Origin of the sequence: Pseudomonas sp. PD9R (genome assembly GCF_019200975.1) — a bacterium.
Lineage (GTDB): Bacteria > Pseudomonadota > Gammaproteobacteria > Pseudomonadales > Pseudomonadaceae > Aquipseudomonas.
Window position 1 is genome coordinate 169157 of sequence record NZ_JAHTMR010000004.1, and the last position, 23479, is coordinate 192635.

Genomic DNA, 23479 nt, shown 5'->3' on the forward strand with positions numbered 1-23479 from the left:
GGTGGGCATCCTGAATCTGCTGTTGTCGAGGGCCCGTCGGGCCTATCGGTTGCAGTATCGGGAGCGAAGGTCGTGCCAGTTTTTCGAAGTGTTCAGTCTTACGATTAACTGATTGATATTTAATATTTATTTTTCTGAACGGCGCCCGCAAGGCAGACGCCGGTACTACGTAATTACGTGAAAACACGAATTTTCGTAAACGGTTTCACGAGATTGCGTGGTCAGGCCAGGTGCCACAACCAAGGCCCCGTTCGAATCATTCCTCCAGTTTGATTTCCAGCCGCTTGAACCTGGAAGCCAGTGTCGTGGGTTTGAGGCCCAGCAGTTCGGCTGCACCACTTTTGCCAAACAATTTGCCGTCGGCGGCCTTGAGCGCGGCTTGCATATTATTGCGCTCGAGTTCGCGTATCTGCGCGTCGGTCATGATCATGGACGAAGGGGAAGGCTGTAGGGTGACTGTGTTTTTAGGTTCATCGGGCAGGTCGAGGTTAAGGTCGGCGCCGTTCGAAGTGATCAGCGCGCGCTCAATGACGTTTTGCAGCTCGCGGATATTTCCCGGCCAGGAGTAGTTTTGCAGGCGCTCGATATCGCTGTTGCGCAAGCGTCGCCCAGACATGTTCAGGCGTTTGCCAGTCTGTTTGAGGAAGTGTGCCGCCAAGGGCGCAATATCCATCGGACGTTCACGCAGTGCCGGCGACTGGATCGGAAAAACGTTGAGCCGGAAATACAGGTCTTCGCGAAAGTGCTTCACTGCCACTTCTTGCCTCAGGTCCCGGTTCGTGGCGGCGATGATCCGCACATCGACCTTGCGTGTGCGTTCTTCGCCGACCCGTTCGAACTGGCCTTCCTGCAAGACCCGCAGCAGTTTGCTTTGCAGCTCCAAAGGAATTTCGCCGATCTCGTCGAGAAACAACGTACCGCCATCGGCCAGTTCAAAGCGCCCGACGCGGTCTCGCACCGCGCCGGTAAAGGCACCGCGGATGTGCCCGAAAAATTCGCTCTCGAACAGCTCGGCCGGGATCGCCGCGCAGTTGACCCGGATCAGCGGGCTGGCGTTGCGGCGGCTGGCCTGATGGATCGCGCGGGCGATCAACTCCTTGCCCGTACCCGACTCGCCGTTGATCAGCACGCTGGCATCGGTGGGGGCGACCACATCGATTTGCTTGATGATTTTTTTGATCGGATCGCTCTGGCCGACGATCTCGCGGAAGTTGTGCTCGATGTGAATCTCTTCCTGCAAATAAGCGTTTTGCTCTTCGAGCCGCTCCTTGAGGACCTTGAGTTCATCCAAGGCATTTTGCAGTTGGGTTTCGGTGCTGCGCCGCTCGGTGATGTCGCGAAACACCACCACCGCACCGACGATTCGGCCGTCGGAAATCACCGGAGTGCTGGTGAATTCCACCGGAAACGAACTGCCGTCTCGGCGCCAGAACACCTCCTGACGTCCTTCGTGAACCACGCCGTCGCGCACGGCTTTGTAGATCGGACACTCTTCGACCGGGTAATGGCTGCCGTCCGCGTGAGTATGGTGGTGGATGCGATGGATGTTCTTGCCGATCATGTCCTGCGGCTCCCAGCCCAGCATGCGCGCGCCGGCCGGGTTGACGAAGGTGGCCAGGCCATCGCTGTTGATGCTGTAGATGCCGTCGCCCACGGAGCTGAGCAACAGTTGATTATCGCGCTCGCTTTCCTGAAACAGGTTGAGAATGTTGCGCCACTCGATCAGCCCGCCGCGCATGGTGCGCTCGGTATGCGCCTGGTCGCGCTGGTACTTTTCATGACTCAACTCGCGCATCACCAGAATCAAGTGCTGCTCACCCTTGATCTGCAAGGTAGTGGCGGAGATTTCCAGCTCGATGCGCTCGCCGCTTTTGCAGTTGCAGCTCAACTCTTCGGTCCAGCCACGACCTTTGTCCATCACTGCCTGGGTGAACACGATCAGGTCGGCCAATTGATGGCCGAACAGCTTGCTCACCGGCAGTTCCAGCAACTCCTGACGCGGGTAGCCGAGCAACTTACAGGCAGCAATGTTCAGGTCACCCAGCCGATCAGAAAACGGGTTGAGCAGCGCGATGGCCTCGGCGCAATGCTCGAACACCATGTGCCGCGACGAATACGCCAGATCGGCCCAGCCGTTGAGAGAGTCTGTTTCAGTCATGGCTACGAAGTCTCGTGATTGGCCGCTACGAATATTCGTATTTCTACGGGAATGCGTGATTCACCGATAGCATCAGTTACGCAATATAAAACCGGAGCAGATTGTCATTCGTAACCTAATCAATCACTTACCACTGCACAGAAAATAATTTTATTTCCTGGCACGGCATTCGCTCTCTCTCCTGTAACCCGGCAGCCAACACAGGCTGGCGTTCAAGCACGAAGCAACTGGAGAGCGACACTATGCCAACCGTGGACATCCCCCATTACAAAGACGGCGACTTCCTGGTCAATTACGAAGAGAAAGTCTTCGAGGACATCAAGGCCGAGCCCGGCGAAAAAGTCCTGATCACCTTCCACACCATCGCCTTCGAGGGCTCCATCGGCCTGGTCAATATGCTTCAGGCCAAGCGTCTGCTGCGTAAAGGCTTCGAAACCAAAATCCTGCTCTACGGGCCAGGTGTGCAATTGGGCGTGCAGCGCGGTTTCCCGACCTTGGGGGCCGAAGCGTTCCCTGGTCATCTGGCAGTGAACAAGCAACTCATTCAGTTCATGGAAGAGGGTGGTGAGGTCTATGCCTGCCGTTTCGCCCTGCAAGCTTTATACGGCCAGACCGAAAAAGCCCTGATCGAAGGCATCCGCCCGATCAACCCGCTGGACGTGATGGACCTGCGCCTGCTGATGCGTCGTGAAGGCGCAATGATCATCGATACCTGGACGGCCTGACAGCACAGAACTCCCTGTGGGAGCGAGCTTGCTCGCAATGGCGGTGTGACTGATACATCGCGCCGCCTGAATCCCAGGCAAGCCAGCCCCCACAGGACTGATGCCGATCTTCCGAGTACCCATTACTTCAGGACCCCTCATGGCCATTATTCGCGCAGCCGCCGTACAAATCAGCCCGGTGCTCTACAGCCGCGAAGGCACCGTGGACAAGGTCTGCCAACAGATCATCGCCCTTGGTAGACAAGGCGTGCAGTTCGCCGTGTTTCCGGAAACGGTGGTGCCTTACTACCCGTATTTTTCGTTTGTGCAGCCGGCGTTTGCCATGGGCGCACAACATCTCAAATTGCTCGATCAATCGGTCACGGTGCCATCCGCCGCCACACTGGCGATTGGCGAGGCCTGCAAGCAAGCGGGGATGGTGGTATCCATCGGCGTCAATGAGCGCGATGGCGGCACCATCTACAACGCGCAATTACTCTTCGATGCCGACGGCAGCCTGATTCAGCATCGACGCAAGATCACCCCGACCTACCACGAACGCATGGTCTGGGGTCAGGGCGATGGTTCGGGACTGCGCGCGATCGACAGCGCCGTGGGGCGCATCGGCTCGCTGGCTTGCTGGGAGCATTACAACCCGCTGGCCCGTTACGCCTTGATGGCGGACGGCGAGCAGATCCATGCTGCGATGTTTCCCGGCTCTCTGGTGGGCGACATTTTTGCCGAGCAGATCGAAGTCACCATCCGCCATCACGCCCTGGAATCCGGCTGTTTCGTGGTCAATGCCACCGCGTGGCTGGATGCCGATCAGCAGGACCAGATCATGCAGGACACCGGTTGCGGCCTCGGCCCGATTTCGGGAGGTTGCTTCACCGCCATCGTCTCTCCCGAAGGCAAATTACTCAGTGAACCGCTGCGTTCCGGCGAAGGCGTGGTGATTGCCGATCTCGATCTCGCACTGATCGACAAACGCAAACGGATGATGGACTCGGTCGGGCATTACAGCCGTCCGGAACTGCTCAGCCTGTTGATCGACCGCACGCCCACGGCGCATGTCCATGAGCGCGGCGGCCACTTCGCATCGATTGCCGACGAGGAGTCCGATCATGCAAACCAATGAATTGCTCGCTGAACTGCAATGCCATGGCGTGCGTTGGCCGGCTGCGCAGAACGGCCTGTCCCGGCAAGGTGGCGCGGGACCGTCGGATCACAAGGCGCTGAGTTTCGGCAGCCGGACCATGATGGTGCCGATCCTCAATCAGGCTTCGCAGAATTCGCCCTATCAAGCGCAGCCCAGTGCCGATGGCAGCCAGGCGCTGATCTTTCGCGAAGGCCTGCAGGTCGGTCAGGTGCAGATGCCCGGGGTGCCGAAGTTCTATGGTTTGAGCACGGCTGACGGCATTCCCTATTGGAAAATTGCCACGCTGCACAGCAGCGATGTGCTCGCAACGACGGTGTTGCAGCATTGCATTCGCTTCAATGATCGTGGCAGTTCTTGCCAGTTCTGCGCCATCGGCCAGTCGTTGGCCGCGGGTAAAACCATCGCCCGCAAGCGCCCGCAGCAATTGGCCGAAGTGGCGAAAGCCGCGGTGGAACTCGACGGCGTCAAGCACATGGTGATGACCACCGGTACGCCACAGACCCCGGACCGTGGCGCGGCGATTTTGTGTGAATCCGCCGCTGCGGTGACGGCTGCGGTCGATCTGCCGATCCAGGCTCAGTGCGAGCCGCCGGACGATGATCGCTGGTTTCAACGCCTGGCTGACAGTGGCGTGGTGTCGCTCGGCATGCACCTGGAAGCGGTCACTGATGAAGTGCGCCAACGGATTATGCCGGGCAAGGCCGAAGTGCCGCTGAGCCGCTATTTCGAAGCCTTCAGCGCGGCGGTCGAAGTCTTCGGTCGGGGCCAGGTCAGCACCTACATTCTCGCCGGGCTGGGCGACAGCGAAGCGGCGATCAGCGAGATGAGCGAGCGCTTGTGCGCCCTGGGTGTGTACCCGTTCGTGGTGCCATTCGTGCCCATCGACGGCACGCCATTGGCACATCACCCAAAACCCGACAGCGCAATGATGGCCCGGCTCTATCCGCAGATCGGCGCGAGCTTGCGCCGTCACGGTTTGCATTCCGATCAGATCAATGCCGGTTGCGCCAAATGCGGCGCGTGCTCGGCCCTGAAAAGCTACGAATAAACCGGAGAATCACCATGCCGAATTCCACCTTTGCCTTGGTTGACAGCACTTTCGAACCGTTCCGTGCGGGTGAGTTGCGGGTCAAGCCCGCCAGCGAAAATTGGGAGAAACAGGCCTATTTCGCTTTGCGGCGCTCGGTGTTTTCCGATGAACAGCAACTGCTGGTGCAAGACAAGGACAGTCATGATTTCCAGGCGATTGCCATCGTCGCGCTGGCCGGCAATTGCGGCATCAGCGATCAGGTGGTGGGCGCGGTGCGCATCTATCAGCCGGAGCCGGGCCTGTGGTTTGGCGGGCGGCTGTGCGTGGCCCCGGCGTATCGGCGGCACAGCATGATCGGCAAGGCACTGGTCAACGAAGCGGTGTCGCGCGCCAAGGATCTGGGATGCGAGGTTTTTCGCGCGACAGTACAGGCACAAAACGAAGTCTATTTTCATGGCTTGCACTGGCAAACCCTCGAACAACTGGAGTTGCTCGGGCAACCGCATTGTTTGATGCAGGCGGATTTGCCGAGCTACCCGTTGATGCCGCGTCAGGTCTCATTGCGTGCGCTGAAGGTGGCTCGCCATGACTGAGACTGTTGATTTGGCGGCGCTGCTCGACAGCGTGCGCAACACACCGGCGATGCGCTCGAAACAGGCGATCCAGCAGCCGGCGGCCATTATCGGCGACGCGAAACAAATGCTGACTCGCGAGCAACTTTACGCCTTGCCCGGCGATGACACGGCAGCCATTGCCTGCGGCGATCATTTCCAGCTGCTGGCGATCGAAGGCATGTTGCCGGCTTTCGTTGAGGCCGCGCCCTGGTTTGCCGGATGGTCGGCGGTCATGGCCAATGTCAGCGATATCACCGCCATGGGCGGTCGCGCAACAGCGGTGGTCAATGCGTATTGGCATCACGACGATGTTGCCGCGCAGCAATTGCTGGCGGGTATTCGTGCGGCCTGCGACGCATATGGATTGTTGTTGGCTGGCGGGCATACCAGCCTCACGGCGGGTAATCCGGCTGCGCTTGCGGTGGCGATTACCGGCGTTGCGCAAAAACTGTTGTCGACCTTGCATGTGGCCTCCGGCCAGGTCATCGCCATGGCAGTGGACTTGGAAGGCCATTGGCATGCCGACAGCACCTATTGGAAAGCCTTTGAAGGCGTACCGGCCGAGCGCCTGCGCAGCAAACTCGAAGTGCTGCCGCGCCTGGCCGAAGCAGGGTTGCTGCTGGCGGCAAAAGACATCAGCAACGCCGGGGTGCTTGGCAGTCTGTTGATGCTGCTGGAAACCACCGGCTGCGGCGCGACCATCGATTTGTCTGGGCTGCCATGCCCTGCGGATAGCGACCTCGCGCGCTGGCTGCAAGTGTTCCCCAGCTATGGCTTTTTGATGACGCTGGATGAGCGTGACTGGCCGCAAGTGCAGAGCGCATTTGCCTTCGAGGGCGTGCGCTGCGAACGCATTGGCCGAGTCAACGCCAGCGCCACGTTGAGCGTTCAGTCCGGCCCACAACAGGGCGATTTCTGGAACCTGCGCGAGCAGTCGTTTACCGGCTTCAGCTACCCCCATCTCGATCTGACCCCTTTGAACCTTAATCATCAGGAGCACTGACATGCCCGCCGTCAATTTCAAAATCCGCTGGCCCAATGGCCGGGAAGCGACCGGTTACTCACCCTCGACCGTGATCTATCAATACCTGGAGGAGGGCGCCAGCTACCCGCTGACGGACTTCCTGCAACGTATCGAAAGTGCCTTGAACAATGCCTCGGAGCGGGTCAAGCAGGTCAAGGGCTTCTATTGCAGTTCGGCGATGGACACCTTGAGTTCGCTCAAAGGCCAAGCCAGCTACCTGGTCGAGCCCGGCCACGCTGCCGGGCAAGTGGACATTCTCAGCATGCGTACCGAAGGCGCCGGCCAGGTGCTCGGTGCCGGCTGGAGCTCGTTCTGAGTCGTCGATTTTTCCTTTAACCCTTTTCGTTACCGAGTACCGGAGTCCCCATGACCAGCCACCTCACTTCAATCAAACCTCCACACCACAGCGTGATCGTCGTCGGCGGCGGACAGGCCGGGTTATCCGCCAGCTACTACCTGCAACAGCAGGGCATCGATCATCTGGTACTGGAAAAACACAGCCTGACCCACACCTGGCGCAACCAGCGCTGGGATGCCTTTAGTCTGGTAACGCCCAACTGGCAATGCGCGTTGCCGGGTTACACCTACACCGATGGCTTCAACGGCCACGATCCTCACGGGTTCATGAAGAAGGACGAGATCAATCAATACCTGGCTGGCTTCGTCAGATCGGTCAATGCCCCGGCCCGTGAAGGTGTCACGGTGCAGCGCGTGGTTCCCCGCAGCATGGGTGGTTTCGAGGTGCATACCTCGCAGGGCGAGTTCACGGCTGATCAAGTGATTGTCGCGTCGGGCGGATATCACACGCCGATCATCCCGCGCCTGGCCGAACGTTTGCCGGCCGGCATTCATCAGCTTCATTCCGAGCAATACCGCAATCCGCAGGCCTTGCCCGCCGGCAATGTGCTGGTCGTTGGCTCCGGGCAGTCGGGTGCGCAAATTGCCGAAGATCTGCACCTGGCCGGTCGCAAGGTCTACCTGGCGGTAGGGGATGCGCCGCGTTGCGCACGTTTTTATCGGGGCAAGGACGTAGTCGATTGGCTGGCGGAAATGGGCTACTACGAGATTGGCGTCGACACGCATCCGCTGCGTGAGGGGGTGCGCGACAACACCAATCACTACGTCACGGGGCGCGATGGCGGGCGGGACATTGACCTGCGTAACTTCGCTCGCGAAGGCATGGAGTTGTTCGGTCGGCTCGACGGCTTGCAAGGCACGCGCCTGCAATTCGCCAACAACCTGACCGAGAATCTGGACACCGCCGATGCGGTGTACAACCGGATCAACAGCTCGATCGACAAGTACATCGAGCAACACGGGATTGATGCGCCTCCCGGCGAGCGCTACCAGCCGAGTTGGGTACCCGTGCAGGAGCGTAGCGAGCTGGATCTGATGAGCGAGGGTATCACCAGCATCATCTGGTGTATTGGCTTCAGTCCGGACTTCACTTGGGTCGAGGCACCTGTCTTCAATGGGCGTGGCCATCCCGGGCACCAACGCGGAGTGACGGCACAGTCTGGTTTGTACTTTCTTGGATTGCCGTGGTTGTACACCTGGGGATCAGGACGTTTCTCGGGTGTAGCGCGGGACGCGGAGTACCTGGTGCAGCACATTATCGAGGGAGCGCTTGAAGGCACCTCACGGAAACGACGTTTAGTGGCAGGGTAGGGCAGACCACCAAATCCTCTGGCTTGTGTGAGCAGGCCAGAGGCGTTTGCTTCTAGCACCGTGGATGGCTGAAATAAAGTTTATCGTGCATCCGGGTGCAGGGGATCTGGAGGATGACCGAAGCCCGCCCAAGGCAGGATCGTTCTCGTATCCATCACGATCTCCGGAGGACGAGCCGCATGAGGCGGTGTCAACAGTTGTAGGCACAGTACTAGATACGCCATCGGGTTCATGAGCGCTCCGGGAGGAAAATCCAACCCTTCCGACAGTGTCGACCATCGGATGGGACAAGTTCGATGGTGTATGGGGCGATCAGCTTTCATTGCTTGTATAACGCAGGGCGCGTTCGGTGAAATCGGCATATCCCAAACGACGCTCGAAGGTTTCGAAGTCTTCGAGAAGCACGTCCGATCGATCCGCATCCGGATCGCTCTTGTATTGTTTCAGCGCAACTTGAAGCGCCTTGGTCACTGCCAGCAGGCAGAAGCCATAATCGATGACTAGATCCGCTGCGCCGTCCCATTCATCACGATGACGAACGCTGGGTAGATTGATCACGATGTACTTGCCGGGAACTTTCTGTTTAATTTTCCGCAGGGTCGCAGGATCTGCACCGTTGGCAAAAAAGTGGGTGATCCCGATATTGGCGAATGCTTTTAAACGTTCGACGCATTCGTCGACATCATGCGTGGCCCAGATGGCGTCAGTTCGAGCAATGATCAAGAACTCAGGGTTGCGTCGAGCATCCAAGGCTGCTTGCAGGCGCTGTAGCATCAATTCAAGCGGAACCAATTTTTGTTCCAGATCAGTGTGTTTACCACCGGCATGATCTTCAATGTGAATGGCCGACACGCCAGCCTCTTCAAACGCCTGTACTGTTCGCCAGATATTGGCAGGGTCGAAAAAACCGCCCTCGGCATCGGCAATCACCGGCACGCTGACGGCGTTACTGACAGACTTGGCATGACGGGCCAACTCCTCGAGCGTCAACACGCCGACGTCGGCAAGTCCGAATCCGGCTGCGGCTGTTGCATAGCTGCCAACGTAGACTGCCGGGTAACCTGCCGCCTGGACGAGCATGGCGCTCAAGGCATCATAGGCCCCAGGTATCACTAACGCCTTTGGACCGCTGAAGGCCTCGGTCAGCGGGTAAAAGCCTTTCTTTGCATGCATTTCAACTCTCCTGAAAAGGGACGGCGCTAGGGGCATTGACGTTTCAGCTTGAGGTAAGGAATGAGCCCGCCAGCCTCGAGAACCGATAAATCCGAGGCACTGAATGGCTTGAAAATCAGTTCAGTGCCTCGAGTGAGGTTGATGACCCGGCGCTCTTTCCAATCCACTTCTATTTCATCCCAGCGGCTCACCAGTCGGGTGATACCCGGGCACTCGATTTGTGCGAAGCCTTCGGCCATTTCGCCCCACCAGTAACCCGGGGAAAAAGATTCTGCGATGACGGCTGTTATGCCCAGCTTGCGCATGGCTATCATTGGCGGATAGTGCGGATGGCCGTAGCCGAAATTGGCTGCGCCGACTAACAGATCACCCGGCCGCATACGCTCGGCAAAGTGCTCGTCGTAAGCGTTCATTGCCACCTTGGCCAACACCTCGGCATCGCTTATCCGGATGTTTTTGACGCCGACGATTTGATCGATATCGAAATTTTCTTCTTCAAATACATAGGCGACGCGGCCGCGCAAATTGACCAAACTCATGACGAATCCTCAAAGGTAATGACGAGGGTCGGCAACCTTGCCTTCAATGGCGGCCGCCGCCACGGCAGCAGCACTGCACAGATAGATTTCGGAGTCGGAGCTGCCCATCCGCCCGCGAACATTCAAGGTGCCGGTGGAGACTGCGCGTTGTCCTGCATTCATGGTTCCGATGCGCCCGTAGCAATAATCGCAACTGGGCGAGGAGATGAATGCGCCGGCCTCGACCAGTGTGGTCAGCAACCCTTCTTTAGCTGCGGCCGCCATGATCTGTTGACTGGTGGGCACCACGTAGAGTGAAAACCCGGGCGCCAGCGTGCGGCCCTTGAGAATTTGCGCAGCAATGCGCAGGTCTTCGAGACGGCCAGAAGCACAGGAACCGAGGTAGCCGACATGCACCTCGAGACCGAGATAGTCAGTCAGATCGCGGGTTCCAGCGGAGCTGGGCGGAATCACAATCAAGGGTTCGATGGTGCCGAGGTCGATGGTGTGGACCGCCCGGTAGCGAGCATCCGCATCGCTGTAGACCGGTTCCAGCACTTTGCGCGACCTGGAACGGGCATAATCGAGCCTCACGGCATCCGGTGCGACGATCGCGGAAATCGCCCCGGTGAACATGGCCAGCCCGGTGATGGTCTGCAAGCCTTCCACCGACAGGCTGGCGAGCCCACTCCCTGCCAGTTCCATTACACAAAACTGGCACGCGCTGGGTCCCAGGGTTTTAACCAGATAATTGAGCACATCGCGAGCCATCACGCCTGCCTGCAATTGGCCATTGAAGTCGATACGTACCGTCTCGGGTACACGCAGGGAAACGGTGTCCTGAACATAGGCTTCCAGCATGTTGCGGTGAATACCCAGGGCGAGTGTGCCGAAGGTGCCCAGTTGTGAAATATGCGGGTCGAAATGCACCGCCAATGCGCCCGGTACGGCATAGCCGACTTCCGCCGCGACCTGATGGCCGATACCCCGACGCTCGAACACTTCAACTCCATTACGAGTCGCCCAGTCGCGGGTTTCTTTGTGGAATTGTTCTTCGTCCGGCGTAATAGCGGGAATCATATGGTCGATAAAAACACCAAAGCGCGCAGGTTCTTTTACTTGTATGACCTGGAACTCGCTTTCCATTTCCTTGAAGTAGCGATCAGTGTAACCCGGGAAGTCGTATGCCAGTACGAAGTCTGGTTTTACTTGAACTTCATCACCAGCATTGACTGTTGCCAGGCCCGCAGTTCGGGCCAGTATTTTCTCTGTCATGGTGTAGCCCATCGGAATACTCCTGCACGAGCATAAAATATAAGGGATTAAATGAAGTATTTGATTTTTGGCCCAGGCAGACAAGCGCATAATTCTTATTGCAGCTAGTCACCGGGCTGATTGATAAATTAAAGACGGGAGTTTAAACGTGACAACTGGATCCTTCGATGCAGTTGTCTTTTCGCAGAATTCAGCGAAGTTCTCAGGCCACCACGGCGGTGATCCGCGGTTCAAGACGTACAAAACCCACCAATAACACGGCGCCGATCAGGAGCATCGCAGCGATGACGAACAGACCGTTATCCAGGCTGCCGGTGTTGGTTTTGATCAGACCAAGCATGTACGGACTCACCACGCCGCCGAGCAGGCCGATGGTGTTGACGAATGCGATGCCGCCCGGCGCAGCTTTGCTGGATAAATAGCACATGGGCATTGCCAATGTGATCGGCATGGCCGAAAACACCGCGGTGCTGGCGAGGGTCAACGACAACATCGTCAACAGAAAGCTGCCATGGACGATTGGCAATAGAGCCAGCCCTACTGCTCCTAACAGAGCGCAGGCAGCCGCATGCCAACGACGCTCCATGGTTTTGTCCGAGTGTCGCGAAACGAGCACCATGCCGATGGCCGTAGCTCCGTAAGGAATGATCGACCACAGTCCGATTTCGGTTGAGGTCTTGATACCGGCGTCCTGCATGAGCATCGGCATCCAGAACGACACCGAATAAATCCCGCAGATAACGGTAAACCACGCGATAGCGATGTAATAGATCACGGGATCGCGAAGCGCGTCGATGAAGCCGTGGCTCGCTTTCGATGTCGGCGTAGCAAGCCTGGCGGTAACCTGAGCTTTTTCTTCATGCGAGAGCCAGGTTGCGGCCGAAGGACGATCAGGTAACAACAACAGTGCCAACGCACCGAGCAGCACCGAAGGCACGCCTTCCATCATGAACAGCCATTGCCAGCCGTGCAGGCCGCCGGCTTCGTCCATCGCGTCGAGGATCCATCCGGAAATCGGTGCCCCAACAACGCCTGCAATGGCGGCGCCGCTGAGGAAAATAGCAGCCATTTGCGCCCGGCGGGCAGGCGGATACCAGAGCGTCAGATACAGCAGGACCCCTGGCGCGAACCCGGCCTCGAAGATCCCGAGTAGCAATCGCACCAGGTAAAACGATGTCGAACTGGTCACCAGCATTGTGCAGCAGGACACCAGTCCCCAACAGATCATGATTCGGGCAATGGTCAAACGTGCGCCTATTTTGTTCATCAACAGATTACTGGGTATCTCACACATGAAATAACCGACGAAGAACATTCCCGCGCCCAGGCCATATACCGCGTCCGAGAAGTTAAGGTCGGCCTTCATCTGTACGGCGGCGAATCCTATATTGACCCGGTCAAGGTAGGCAAATACGTAGCTGACAAACAGATAGGGAAGTAAGCGCCAGGTTATTTTTCGATAAGTGGCATCTAATAGGTCGGCGTGTCCGATGGCATTTTCAGGGTGCATTAGTTTGTCTCCGACAATTATTATTGGAAGAACGAGAGAGCATTAACGCTGGTTTAATAATGATTTAAATCAATGGCTGCTTTTTTCGGGTGCACGAACTCCTTCGCTAGTTAAAGCGTCAAACTCTCAAGTTCACGGCCTTGTGAGTGTTTAAAGGTGTCTATCGAATAACAGATTAATGCGATGTTTAAGCGCCATCCGAATCGGTGATGACGTTGCGTGCGAGTGCTTACTGCGCTTGCATGCGCAATGCCGCATCCAGCCGTATCACCGAGCCGTTCAGCATCGGATTTTCGATAATTGCCCGTACCATCGCGGAGTATTCGGTGGGCTTTCCGAAGCGATGAGGAAACGGAATGTCAGCGATGAGTCGATCTTTGATTTCTTCATCAATCGATTCAAGCATCGCCGTGCCAAACAAACCTGGGGCAATGGCCGTTACCCGAATGCCATATCGGGCGAGCTCCCTGGCCGCCGGGAGGGTCAGGGACACCACACCTCCTTTGGATGCGGCGTAAGCACTTTGGCCGATCTGGCCTTCGTAGGCAGCAATCGAGGCGGTATTGATGATGACGCCGCGTGCGCCGTCAGAGTCGGGGATGTTGTCTTTCATCGCATCCGCCGCCAGACGTAACCAGTTAAAGGTGCCCAGGAGGTTAATGCGGATGACGCGCTCAAAATCACTCAACGATGCCGGACCTTTTTTGGAGATGATCCGCGCAGACGGCGCAACACCCGCGCAATTGACCAGCACTGCGGGCAGTCCCACCGTATCTATGATTCGTTGCATGGCGGCACGGGAAGCGTCGTCATCGGCCACATCACAAGCGACCGCCATGCCATCGACGGCGTGAGCCACTTGGTTTACGGCTTGTTCGTTGAGGTCCACGATCACCACTTTGGCTCCACGTTCGGCCAAGTCCATGGACGTGGCTTGGCCAAGGCCTGAGCCGCCACCCGCGACAATCACTACTTTATTGACGATATCCATCCACTCGCTCCCGGGTTGGTTTAGTACAAGGTGTCGACGAATTGCGTGAATGCCTGCAACGGTGCACGCTCGGCAACAAATGTGTTTTCCGCGGCAGTCAAATCGCCGTAGCCGAGCGCCATGCCGCAGACCAGTTTCTGACTGTCGGCGAGGCCCAGGCGACGGGCGATAACGGCCTCGTATTTTACAAAGGCCTGCTGGGCGCAGGTGTCCAGCCCGTAGGCTTTTGCCGCGAGCATGATGTTCTGTAAAAACATGCCGTAATCGAGCCAGCGGTTGCTATCTAGGTCTCGATCAATGGTGAAAAACAGACCGACCGGGGCGTCGAAAAAAATGAAATTTCGCGACGTTTGCCTGAGCATTCCCTGTGTGTCATCTCGGGTGATGTCGAGTGATTCGTACAGATCCCGCGCGACTTTTCGCCGCCGGGAGCGATAGGGCTCACGGACGTGATGGGTTTGTGGTTGTTCCTTTTGATCGGAGCTGCCGGCAAGTGCCAACGCCTGTAGCTCAAGACCGAGATTGATCAACGGCGCATCGGTCAGCACCCACACCTGCCACGGCTGGACGTTCGAACCACTCGGTGCGCGCGCGGCGAGTTCCAGCACCTGCTCGACTGTTTCCCGTCGTACCGGGGTTCGCAAAAACGCGCGCACGGAGCGACGGGACGTAATGACCTGCCGGGCACTGAGTTCCGCGTCGTGCGCCTTCGGGGGCGGCTGCTTTGTATCCATGGTGACCTCATCGTTCTGGCATCAGCACCGGGCTGGCCATGTTCAGATTCGCCAGTTCGTACCCACGCTCGAAATCCTGGATATGCTTTTCCATCCACTCCCGGGCGTTCGCTGCGTCATGGGCACGAATCGCCTTGTATATCTGCTCATGTGCGGTCAAAAGCCGCTGGCCCGCATTAAGACGTGACATCACGGCGTAAAAGGGCGGATAGAACAGTGTGCTCAACGGTGCACGGGCCATTTGAATGGCACGATTGCGAGTGGCCGTGGCGACCAGTTCGTGAAACTCGATGTCCAGCTCCACCAGGCTGGCGCTGTCCTCCAACGCCTGCCGCGTCGCGGCGAGATTGGCTTCGATGGCGACGAAGTCCTCGTCGTTGCCGCGTACCGCCGCGGCGGCTGCGGCGGCAGGCTCCAGGGCATACATTGCTTCCCACAATTCCTCAAACGTCACCTGGTTCAGCACCATGGTCGCGGTGAGGCGCTGGGAAATATCTCCCGAATGGGGAATCGAGGTAATCAGCTTGCGTCGTCCCGGTTCCCGTTTGACGAACCCGTTCTGTTCCAGCACGCGGATGGCTTCGCGAATGGTCGAACGATTGACGCCCAGTTGTTCCGCAAGCCTGGATTCGGCCGGCAGGATGTCCCCGGGCGTAATTTCCCCGGAAATAATCCGCTGCTCGATCGTTCGAGCCACCATGCGGAAGCTGGACTCTGTCGGCTCGGAGTTAACAGGACGTGCCATGGATGGACTGTTCTTCAAGGGTAAGTCTCTTTTTTTCAAGTGCCCTGAGTGCGCTGCGCTGGATCTTGCCTGTCTGGGTCTTGGGCAGCGCGTCGACGAACTCAATGGCGCGTGGATATTTATAAGGAGCGGTCATCTGCTTGACGTGTTCTTTCAGATCTCGGACCAATTCGTCACTCGGCGTTGTACCCGGACGCAGTATCACGAAAGCCTTGACGATTTCACCCCGTTCCTCATTTGGTGTTCCAATGACCGCGCATTCAAGGACACTCAGGTGAGAGAGCAGGGCGTTTTCAACTTCGGTTGGACCGATGCGGTAGCCCGCTGAATTGATGACATCATCGCGCCGGCCACTGTAGAAGAAGTATCCGTCCGCGTCTCGGCTTCCGATATCTCCCGTGATAAACCAACGCTCGCCGTCCGCCTCGATATACGACTCGCGGGTACGCGCTTCATCCTTGTAATAGCCAAGCATCAACAAGGGATTGGGAACGCGCACCGCGATGTCGCCTTCACTGCCCTGAGGCAGTCGTCGCCCTTGTGCGTCAATGATGTCGACATCGCTGCCTGGCAAAGGCAAGCCCATCGAACCTTCACGGGGCGGCATGCAGGCATAGTTGGCCAGGGTCATGAGCGTTTCGGTCTGGCCGAACGCTTCCATGACCTGGATGCCGGTTTTGTTATGCCACTTTTCGGCCACAAAGGCATTCAGTCGCTCGCCGGCCGATACGGTGTGGCGCAGCCGCGACAGGTCAAAACTGGCCACATCTTCATCCACCACGCGAAACAGCTCGGTGCCGGGCGCGCAGTAGACGCTTATGTTGTACTTGGCCAGTAACGCCAGGCGCTGCGCGGGATCAAACGGGCCGTCGTAGAAAAAGGTGCAGGCCCCGGCGCTCCATGGGCCGAACAGAATAGACGTACCGGCTTTGCTCCAACCGACGTCTGCGGTGCACCAGATCACATCGCTGCGATCCAGATCGAGCCAGTATTTCGCAGCTTCGCGCCAGGCATACAGACTGCGCGCGGGGTGCAATACGCCTTTGGGCTCTCCGGTGGAGCCACTGGTGTAATACAGAATGGCAGGATCGTCCAACGACAACGCGGCAGGTTCGAAGACGCCGTCGGCTTCGATCATCGCGTTCTCATAGGATTCGAAACCCGGGGTGATTCCCAGCGATAGCCTGACCGGCACTTCATTCAGCACATCGACGAACTTTTCCGCATGTTCGGCCCGGACCACCACGGCGCGCGCCTCGGCGTGACGGACGCGGTAATTGATGTCCTTGCGGGTGAGCATTTCAACGGAAGGGATCGGGATCGCGCCCAACTTCAGGCAGCCGACCATCGCCACCTGCCAGTCCGGAATGCGCGGGAGCATGATCAACACCCGATCACCCCTGCGTATGCCGCGTTTGGCCAGCACCGACGCGAACCTGTCGGTGAGGCGTGACATGTCGGAATAGGAGAGGTGGATTTCCTCGCCAGCAGCATTGGCCCAGATCAGTGCGGGACCATCGGCTGCACGCGCGTAGCGGTCGACAACGTCTGTGCCGAAGTTAAAAGTCGACGGCAGCGTCCACTGAAAGTCCCGGTAGGCCTGGGTGTAATGAACCATATTGCGAGCCATGATTGTTCTCCTCGAGCTTTATTATTCTTGTTTGTCAGCATCATTGAGCGGGATCAGATCACCTGCGTCCTTCGCCACTCATCAAGTTGCGCGCTGCTGTAGCCAAGCGCACCGAGTACCCGTTCATTGTGTTCACCCAGCAGTGGCGGCGGACTCCTCAGGGAGCAGGGTGTCATCGAGTACTTGACCGGAAATCCCAGCTGCGGGATCAAGCCTTCCACAGGGTGTTCAATGTGCTGAAGCATGTGTCTATGACGCGCCTGCGGTGCGTCGAGGGCTTCAGCGACGTTGAACACCGGCCCGACAGGCAGGTCGATACCCTTGAAAGTGTCGACCCAGGCATCACGAGACCGGGTGGCGAACAAAGTGCCCAGTACTTGCTTTTGCAACAAGCAGCGGTCGCCGGTTGGCCATTGTTCATCCTTGAATTGATCCAGTTGCAGATGCTCGCAAAAACGCAGCCAGAAATGCTGCTCTATCAGCCCCAACGCGAAATACTTGTCATCGGCACAGATGTAGACGTTGTAGCAGGGGGCCTGGCCGATAAAAGGGCGCTCGCCACCTCTGGGTTCGATGTCAGCGAACAATAGGTCGGCCGCATGCAGGGCCAACCAGGAAATCGCCCCGTCATGCATCGACACATCCACCAGTTGGCCCTTTCCTGTACGGTGACGGGCGTGCAGTGCCGCAAGAATTCCAGTGGTGGCCATCAGTGAGCCGCCGCCCACATCGGCGATCGACAACCCTGGCACGATGGGCCCTTCACCGGCCTTGCCGAACAGCTGCAATGCACCTGCCTCAGCCATGTAGTTGAGATCATGTCCGGCTTTCAGATGGTCGGGACCATCCTGGCCGTAGCCGGTAATGGCGCAATAGATCAAACGTGGATTGATCTCACTTAACGTCTCGTAGGACAGGCCCAGGCGGCGCATCACACCGGGACGGAAACCCTCGATCAAAACGTCCGACTCACGTACCAGGTCGAGGAGGATCTGTTTGCCCGGTTCGCTTTTCAAGTTGAGCGTGACGCTTAGCTTGTTGCGGTTGAGCAGCAGAAAGGAACCGGATTCCACTTTGTTCAGTGGCGTGAACGCACGGTTGTAATCACCGGTCAGCGGCTGTTCGACCTTGATCACATCGGCGCCAAGATCGGCCAGCATCTGCGTGCAGAACGCTCCCGGCAACAAACGGGTGAGGTCAAGAATCTTCAACCCTTCAAGGGCCATACCTTCAGGTTTCATCGTCGATTCCTCGCTCAGCACGCCGTCCAGCCGCCATCAACGGCCAGTGAATGACCGGTGACATAGGCGGCTGCCGAAGAGGCCAGAAACAGACTGGCACCCACAATTTCCTGTGGCTCGCCGAAACGTCCCATGGGGGTGCGATCCAACACCCGGCGCCCAAGCACCGGATGGGTGCGCAGGCCTTCAGTCAGGTCAGTGGCGAAATAGCCGGGTGCAACGGCATTCACTCGTATGCCCTTAGGTGCCCACTCCAGGGCCAATTGGCGGGTCAACATTTCGACGCCGCCCTTGGCCGCGCAATAGGCGGTGGTTTTAGCCAAGCCGACACGACCCGCCACAGAGGTGATGTTTATGATCGAACCCTGGCCTGCGTCGAGCATGAATTGCCCGACGTGCTTGCACGTAAGAAACACACCCGTGAGGTTGACGTCGAGAATCTGTCGCCACTCCTGCAGGGTGGTTTTTTCTGCAGACTTGTACCAAGGGTTGATGCCCGCGTTGTTCACCAGAACGTCGATCCTGCCGTAGGTTTCATGCACTGATTTGCTCAGGGTCGACACGCTGTCTTCATCGGCGATGTCAGCCACAAAAGCAGCGGCTTTGCCACCGGCCTCAACAATTTCGCTGGCGGCGATATTCAATTGCTCGAGATTGCGACCCACCAGAATCACGGTGGCACCCTGCTTAGCGAACCCATCGGCAATTGAGCGCCCCAATCCGCGGCCACCGCCGGTGACGATCACCACTTTATCCGCGAGGTCTGTGAACACGGTCGCAGGGGTAAGAAGGGCCTGGTTCATTGGGCAGTCCTCCCCAGACGACGAGCGATACTCCAGCGATGCACCTCGGACGGACCGTCATAGATCCGGAATGCGCGGACATCACGAAAGATCCGCTCAACTTCGGTATCGGCGGTGACACCCATACCGCCGAGCACTTGGACGCAACGATCGACGATTCGCCAGATGGCCTCAGAAGCATGCACTTTGACCATGCTGCTTTGCGCGCTGGCGCGTTCGCCGGTATCGAGTAACCAGGCTGTGTGCCAGATGCTCAAGCGGGTGGTGTGCAAGTCGATCTCGTTATCAGCCAGCATGAATCCGATACCCTCGTGAGCGACGATGGGTTGACCAAAGGCCTCGCGTTTTTGCGCATAAGCCACAGCGATATCGTGGGCCCTTTGGGCAGCTCCCAGCCAACGCATGCAGTGGGTCAGGCGCGCCGGAACGAGGCGTACCTGTGCGTAGCGAAACCCTTCGCCGATTTCGCCAAGCACGTCCGCTTTGGACACCCGCATGTTCTCCAGCCTGACTTCAGCGTGGCCGCCGGTGAACGATGAATCGAGCGTGTCCAGCGCGCGTTCGATGCGAAAACCCGGATTGGGCAGGTCAGCCAGGAACATGGTGGCACCGACATCCACGTCGTCCACGATCGTGCGGGCCATGATGATGGTGAACGCCGCACCGTCCGCACCGGTGATCAGCCATTTGCGACCATTGATGACGAAATCGTCGCCGTCGTTGATTGCCGTGGTCTTGAGCAGTGTCGGATCAGACCCAGCCCCCGGTGAAGGTTCGGTCATACAAAAGCAAGAACGTGTTTTGCCTTCTGCCAAAGGCTTTAGCCAGCGCTCCTTTTGCTCAGTGGATGCGACCGCTTGCATCAAATGCATGTTGCCCTCATCGGGCGCGGCACAGTTCAACGCCACGGGCCCCAGCATCGAGTAACCCGCCGCTTCGAAAATCACGGCGCGGCCAATGTGCGGCAAACCAAGGCCACCCAAAGAAGTGTCAACGTGGGGGCTCAGTAAGCCTGTTTCGCGGGCATGCGCGATCAGCTCACTGCGCAACTCGTCGCTGGGCCCATGGGCAGTGCGCCGCGGGTCTTTCTCGTAGGGGATGACCACCTCTCGAATGAAAGTGCGGGTCTTGTCTCGCAACTGTACGAGTGAGTCGGGCAGCGTGAAGTCCATAGCAACGTCCTCAGAGGATTTTATCGTTGGCGATAGTGAGGGTGAATTCGAAGAGGTCTTCGGCCAGTTGGCCGAAGTCGGCGTAACGCGGATCTTTGGTTTCACCGAGCAGATGGCGTCGGTGCAATTGTTGAAACACTACGGCCAGTTTGAACATCGTCAGGACCCGGTAGGGCTTGAAGTCTTCCAGGCCGCGTCCGGTCAACGCGCTGTAGGTATTAGCGACTGCTTCGCGATTGGCAAAGCCCGGTTGCAGCGTCGGCATCTGCGCCAGACGGTGCATGCAGGAAGGATCGTCCGGTTCGCTCCAATAGCTCAGGAGTGTGGCCAGGTCGAACAACGCATCGCCCTGGGTACCCATGTCCCAGTCAACGATGGCGCGGGGCTGCAGGGTTTGCGGGTCAATCAGAATGTTGTCCAGCTTGAAGTCGTTGTGCAGCAACACCGGTTTGCCCGCTGCAGGGTCGGGGGCATCAGTCAGCCATTGCGCAAGGGTTTGGGCAGGGCGGCTCAAGCTGCCATTGGCTATCAATTGCGCGCGCTTGATCCAGCCAAGCGTATTACGCCTGAAGAAGCCTTGCGGGTGACCGAGCGCTTCCAGCCCAACACTGGCGAGGTCGACCGCATGCAATTGCGCGAGCGTTTCCACCAGCATCTTTGACAGTTGATGGCCTGTGTTTTCGGTCGCAGGCAGTGGCTGGGTGCTGTCCCCACGCAAAGAAAGTCCAGCGCGATAGTCGATTAAAAGAAACGGCGCACCGGCGATGGCGGCATCAGAACAGAAGTGATGGCTGCGCGGAGCCAATGCGAATGTTCTCCAGAGTCGAGAAAGGATCCGGTGCTCACGCTGCATGTCGTTAGCACCCGGCGGTAACGGACCGGCAGGAGGGCGACGCAGCACCATCCAGTTGTGGTTGATGCGTACAAGGAAATTCAGGTTCGCGAGGCCGCCCGACAATTGTCGAGGGGCGACCCCGGGATCCATCTGCAAACGGTGGCCAGCGAGATAACGTTCGATGGTTGGCCAATCCAGCGCCTGGCTTGCCAGCTCTGGCCGCAGTGCAACGCCCTCGGGATATTGACGCCGGACAGTGGGAGTAAATCCGATCTCGACCATAACTGCTGTCTTCCAGATGTTGAACTTTGGAGAATTATTGTCGGACCGAAAATTGAACGTCAAGCGATAAAATCACCTATTGCGCATATTCACGATACCGATTAAGAATATTGTCGGACTGAAATGACGAATGACGGAGAACCTGACATGGTTGGCAATATCATAGGATGGGCTCACACCCCCTTCGGCAAGCTAGCGAATGACACGCTTGAATCGCTGATTACGCGGGTTACCGTGGACGCGTTGGCACATGCGGGTCTTGAAGCTCTGGATGTGGATGAGATTGTCATCGGGCACTTCAACCAGGGGCTGGATCCTCAGGGATCTCCGGCATCCCTGGTTCTGCAGGCCGACCCCGGCTTGCGCTACAAGCCTTCGACACGAGTGGAAAATGCCTGCGCCACGGGTTCCGCAGCGGTAAGACAGGCATCCAGCCTGATCATGTCCGGCCAGGCGAAGGTGGTTCTGGTGGTTGGCGTCGAGAAAATGACTGCGGTCGCTGAAGACGTCGTGCGCAAGGCGCTGGTTTCGGCCAGTTACGTAGCCCAGGAGGGCGGCCCCGAGGCATCGTTCGTCGGGTTGTTCGCGGGTATCGCCCAGCAGTATTTCGCCCGCTATGGCAATCAATCCTTGGCACTTGCCCACATCGCGGCAAAAAACCATCGCAATGGCAGTCTCAACCCATTGGCTCACTTGCGTAAAAACCTGGACGTGGATTTCTGTCACCGGGTGTCCACCGGCAACCCTTATGTCGTTGCTCCGTTGCGTCGCACGGACTGCTCGCTTGTGTCTGACGGGGCTGCGGCGTTGGTGCTCGTCAGCGACGACATGGCGGCACGAACAGAGCGGGTGATCAGCATTCGTGCGCTGGCACAAGTCAATGATTACCTGCCGATCAGTCGCCGAGACATCACCCGCTTCGAGGGTGCTGCCAAGGCCTGGCAAGCTGCGCTGGGCATGGCCGGGCTGGCACTCGACGACCTCGATTTCGTTGAAACCCATGACTGTTTCACGATTGCCGAACTGATCGAATATGAGGCAATGGGGCTCACCCCTCCAGGTCAGGGCGCCCGGGCCATTCTGGAAGGATGGACAGAGCCGGGTGGGCGATTACCGGTGAATCTGTCCGGTGGCTTGAAAGCCAAAGGGCATCCGATCGGCGCGACCGGGGTGTCCATGCACGTCATGACCGCTATGCAACTGGCCGGAGAATCACCGGGCCTGCAACTGGCCGAAACACCGCGGCTGGGCGGAATTTTCAACATGGGCGGAGCCGCCGTGGCCAATTACGTCAGCATTCTCGAACGTACCCGATAAGCACGGCTGACTCAGCCGATCAACGCAGGAGACTGGAATGGGAGACATGGCGGCCTTAGGCCTTTTGAATTACGTGCGCGTAAAACGGAGCGAACGGGTCGGATGGATCACGCTCGACCGTCCCGAGGCAATGAATGCGTTGAATACCCAGATGATTCTGGAAATTTCCCAGGCGCTGGATTGTTTTGAAGAAGACGAAAGCATCGGCTGCATTGTCTTGACCGGCAGCACCAAGGCTTTCGCTGCGGGGGCAGATATTCTGGAAGCGCTCGATCAGGAATTCCCGCAAACCAGCGTCAATAATTTTCTCGGCGAATGGGACCGAATTGCCCGCTGCCGTAAGCCCATGATCGCTGCGGTGGCCGGTTATGCGCTGGGCGGAGGCTGCGAAGTGGCGATGATGTGCGACTTGATCGTGGCCGCGGACAACGCCAGTTTCGCATTGCCGGAGATATCTCTGGGGTTGATACCCGGTGCGGGCGGAACTCAACGTCTATCGCGCTGGGTCGGTAAAGCAAAAGCCATGGATCTGTGCCTGACGGGCCGTCGGATCGGTGCTGAAGAAGCCGAGGCTATCGGACTGGTATCTAGAGTGGTGCCCACGGGGCAGTTGCTGGACGAAGTCAGTGCGATCGCGAAGAAAATTGCCGAGCGTTCGTTACCGAGTTTATTACTCCTTAAAGAGTGTGTGAATCGAGCGTATGAAACCGGATTGAGCGAAGGACTCGGTTTCGAACGTCGCACGTTTCATTCGTTGTTCGCGACCCAGGATCAGAAAGAAGGTGCCCGCGCTTTCGTTGAGAAACGATTGCCTGTCTTTCGGCATCGCTGATAGGCAATAAGACCTCTGTTGAAGCGAACAGGCCGGATCTTCAGATCTGGCCTGACGGTTTCGC

Annotated in this window: 22 protein-coding genes; 9 read left to right on the top strand and 13 right to left on the bottom strand. The window is 58.0% G+C overall.

Annotated elements, in window-relative coordinates; all coding sequences use genetic code 11:
- Nucleotides 1–256: 256 nt before the first annotated feature.
- A complete protein-coding gene (locus KUF73_RS10885; protein ID WP_218438054.1) occupies nucleotides 257–2158 on the bottom strand; it encodes a sigma 54-interacting transcriptional regulator in 1902 nt (633 codons plus the stop codon).
- A gap of 242 nt (nucleotides 2159–2400) precedes the next feature.
- Here KUF73_RS10885 and KUF73_RS10890 point away from each other — a divergent pair, with 242 nt between their 5' ends.
- The 7 genes from KUF73_RS10890 to KUF73_RS10920 all read left to right on the top strand — a co-directional run bounded on the left by KUF73_RS10890 (nucleotide 2401) and on the right by KUF73_RS10920 (nucleotide 8357).
- Nucleotides 2401–2883: an MSMEG_0572/Sll0783 family nitrogen starvation response protein gene (locus tag KUF73_RS10890; protein ID WP_007969977.1), complete on the top strand. Its 483-nt coding sequence runs from the start codon at nucleotides 2401–2403 to the stop codon at nucleotides 2881–2883.
- A gap of 139 nt (nucleotides 2884–3022) precedes the next feature.
- On the top strand, nucleotides 3023–4000 hold the full coding sequence (locus KUF73_RS10895) for a Nit6803 family nitrilase (RefSeq protein WP_218438055.1): 978 nt from the start codon (nucleotides 3023–3025) through the stop codon (nucleotides 3998–4000).
- Nucleotides 3987–5069, top strand: coding sequence for an MSMEG_0568 family radical SAM protein (locus KUF73_RS10900; protein ID WP_218438056.1), 1083 nt, complete (start codon nucleotides 3987–3989; stop codon nucleotides 5067–5069). The genes KUF73_RS10895 and KUF73_RS10900 overlap by 14 nt, the downstream gene beginning before the upstream one ends.
- Before the next feature lie 14 nt (nucleotides 5070–5083).
- Nucleotides 5084–5644 (top strand): MSMEG_0567/Sll0786 family nitrogen starvation N-acetyltransferase, encoded by a 561-nt coding sequence (locus tag KUF73_RS10905; protein ID WP_218438057.1) that lies wholly within the window; start codon nucleotides 5084–5086, stop codon nucleotides 5642–5644.
- The gene (locus tag KUF73_RS10910; RefSeq protein ID WP_218438058.1) at nucleotides 5637–6668 is read left to right on the top strand and encodes a sll0787 family AIR synthase-like protein; all 1032 of its coding nucleotides are present in this window, start codon (nucleotides 5637–5639) and stop codon (nucleotides 6666–6668) included. Before KUF73_RS10905 ends, KUF73_RS10910 begins: the two co-directional genes overlap by 8 nt.
- A 1-nt stretch (nucleotide 6669) precedes the next feature.
- On the top strand, nucleotides 6670–7005 hold the full coding sequence (locus KUF73_RS10915; RefSeq protein WP_218438059.1) for an MSMEG_0570 family nitrogen starvation response protein: 336 nt from the start codon (nucleotides 6670–6672) through the stop codon (nucleotides 7003–7005).
- 50 nt (nucleotides 7006–7055) lie between these two features.
- Nucleotides 7056–8357, top strand: a complete 1302-nt coding sequence (locus KUF73_RS10920; protein ID WP_218438060.1) for an MSMEG_0569 family flavin-dependent oxidoreductase — start codon at nucleotides 7056–7058, stop codon at nucleotides 8355–8357.
- A 312-nt stretch (nucleotides 8358–8669) separates the two neighbouring features.
- Here KUF73_RS10920 and KUF73_RS10925 read toward each other — a convergent pair whose 3' ends face one another.
- The 12 genes from KUF73_RS10925 to KUF73_RS10980 form a co-directional block, all read right to left on the bottom strand.
- Nucleotides 8670–9530 carry an oxaloacetate decarboxylase gene (locus KUF73_RS10925; RefSeq protein ID WP_218438061.1) on the bottom strand — a complete coding sequence of 287 codons (861 nt, stop codon included), beginning with the start codon at nucleotides 9528–9530 and terminating at the stop codon, nucleotides 8670–8672.
- 26 nt (nucleotides 9531–9556) lie between these two features.
- Nucleotides 9557–10069, bottom strand: coding sequence for a 3-isopropylmalate dehydratase (locus tag KUF73_RS10930; protein WP_218438062.1), 513 nt, complete (start codon nucleotides 10067–10069; stop codon nucleotides 9557–9559).
- A 9-nt stretch (nucleotides 10070–10078) separates the two neighbouring features.
- Nucleotides 10079–11335 carry an aconitase family protein gene (locus KUF73_RS10935; protein WP_218438063.1) on the bottom strand — a complete coding sequence of 419 codons (1257 nt, stop codon included), beginning with the start codon at nucleotides 11333–11335 and terminating at the stop codon, nucleotides 10079–10081.
- 190 nt (nucleotides 11336–11525) lie between these two features.
- Nucleotides 11526–12833, bottom strand: coding sequence for an MFS transporter (locus KUF73_RS10940; RefSeq protein WP_218438064.1), 1308 nt, complete (start codon nucleotides 12831–12833; stop codon nucleotides 11526–11528).
- Nucleotides 12834–13062: 229 nt separating this feature from the next.
- The gene (locus KUF73_RS10945; RefSeq protein WP_008018040.1) at nucleotides 13063–13824 is read right to left on the bottom strand and encodes an SDR family NAD(P)-dependent oxidoreductase; all 762 of its coding nucleotides are present in this window, start codon (nucleotides 13822–13824) and stop codon (nucleotides 13063–13065) included.
- Between the two features lie 20 nt (nucleotides 13825–13844).
- The gene (locus KUF73_RS10950; RefSeq protein ID WP_218438065.1) at nucleotides 13845–14558 is read right to left on the bottom strand and encodes a nitroreductase; all 714 of its coding nucleotides are present in this window, start codon (nucleotides 14556–14558) and stop codon (nucleotides 13845–13847) included.
- 7 nt (nucleotides 14559–14565) lie between these two features.
- Complete coding sequence (locus KUF73_RS10955; RefSeq protein WP_256345560.1) at nucleotides 14566–15303, bottom strand: FadR/GntR family transcriptional regulator; 738 nt, start codon at nucleotides 15301–15303, stop codon at nucleotides 14566–14568.
- Nucleotides 15287–16933, bottom strand: coding sequence for an acyl-CoA synthetase (locus KUF73_RS10960; protein WP_218438066.1), 1647 nt, complete (start codon nucleotides 16931–16933; stop codon nucleotides 15287–15289). Before KUF73_RS10960 ends, KUF73_RS10955 begins: the two co-directional genes overlap by 17 nt.
- A gap of 53 nt (nucleotides 16934–16986) precedes the next feature.
- Complete coding sequence (locus KUF73_RS10965) at nucleotides 16987–18174, bottom strand: CaiB/BaiF CoA-transferase family protein (protein ID WP_218438067.1); 1188 nt, start codon at nucleotides 18172–18174, stop codon at nucleotides 16987–16989.
- 14 nt (nucleotides 18175–18188) lie between these two features.
- A complete protein-coding gene (locus KUF73_RS10970; RefSeq protein ID WP_218438068.1) occupies nucleotides 18189–18977 on the bottom strand; it encodes an SDR family NAD(P)-dependent oxidoreductase in 789 nt (262 codons plus the stop codon).
- The gene (locus KUF73_RS10975; protein WP_218438069.1) at nucleotides 18974–20149 is read right to left on the bottom strand and encodes an acyl-CoA dehydrogenase family protein; all 1176 of its coding nucleotides are present in this window, start codon (nucleotides 20147–20149) and stop codon (nucleotides 18974–18976) included. The genes KUF73_RS10970 and KUF73_RS10975 overlap by 4 nt, the downstream gene beginning before the upstream one ends.
- 10 nt (nucleotides 20150–20159) lie before the next feature.
- Nucleotides 20160–21266 carry a phosphotransferase family protein gene (locus tag KUF73_RS10980; RefSeq protein ID WP_218438070.1) on the bottom strand — a complete coding sequence of 369 codons (1107 nt, stop codon included), beginning with the start codon at nucleotides 21264–21266 and terminating at the stop codon, nucleotides 20160–20162.
- 147 nt (nucleotides 21267–21413) lie between these two features.
- Between KUF73_RS10980 and KUF73_RS10985 the strand changes: the two genes are divergently transcribed.
- Together KUF73_RS10985 and KUF73_RS10990 are read left to right on the top strand one after the other, a co-directional pair.
- The gene (locus KUF73_RS10985; protein WP_218438071.1) at nucleotides 21414–22583 is read left to right on the top strand and encodes an acetyl-CoA acetyltransferase; all 1170 of its coding nucleotides are present in this window, start codon (nucleotides 21414–21416) and stop codon (nucleotides 22581–22583) included.
- Nucleotides 22584–22620: 37 nt separating this feature from the next.
- Nucleotides 22621–23415 (top strand): enoyl-CoA hydratase-related protein, encoded by a 795-nt coding sequence (locus tag KUF73_RS10990; RefSeq protein ID WP_218438072.1) that lies wholly within the window; start codon nucleotides 22621–22623, stop codon nucleotides 23413–23415.
- The last annotated feature ends 64 nt before the right edge of the window (nucleotides 23416–23479 follow it).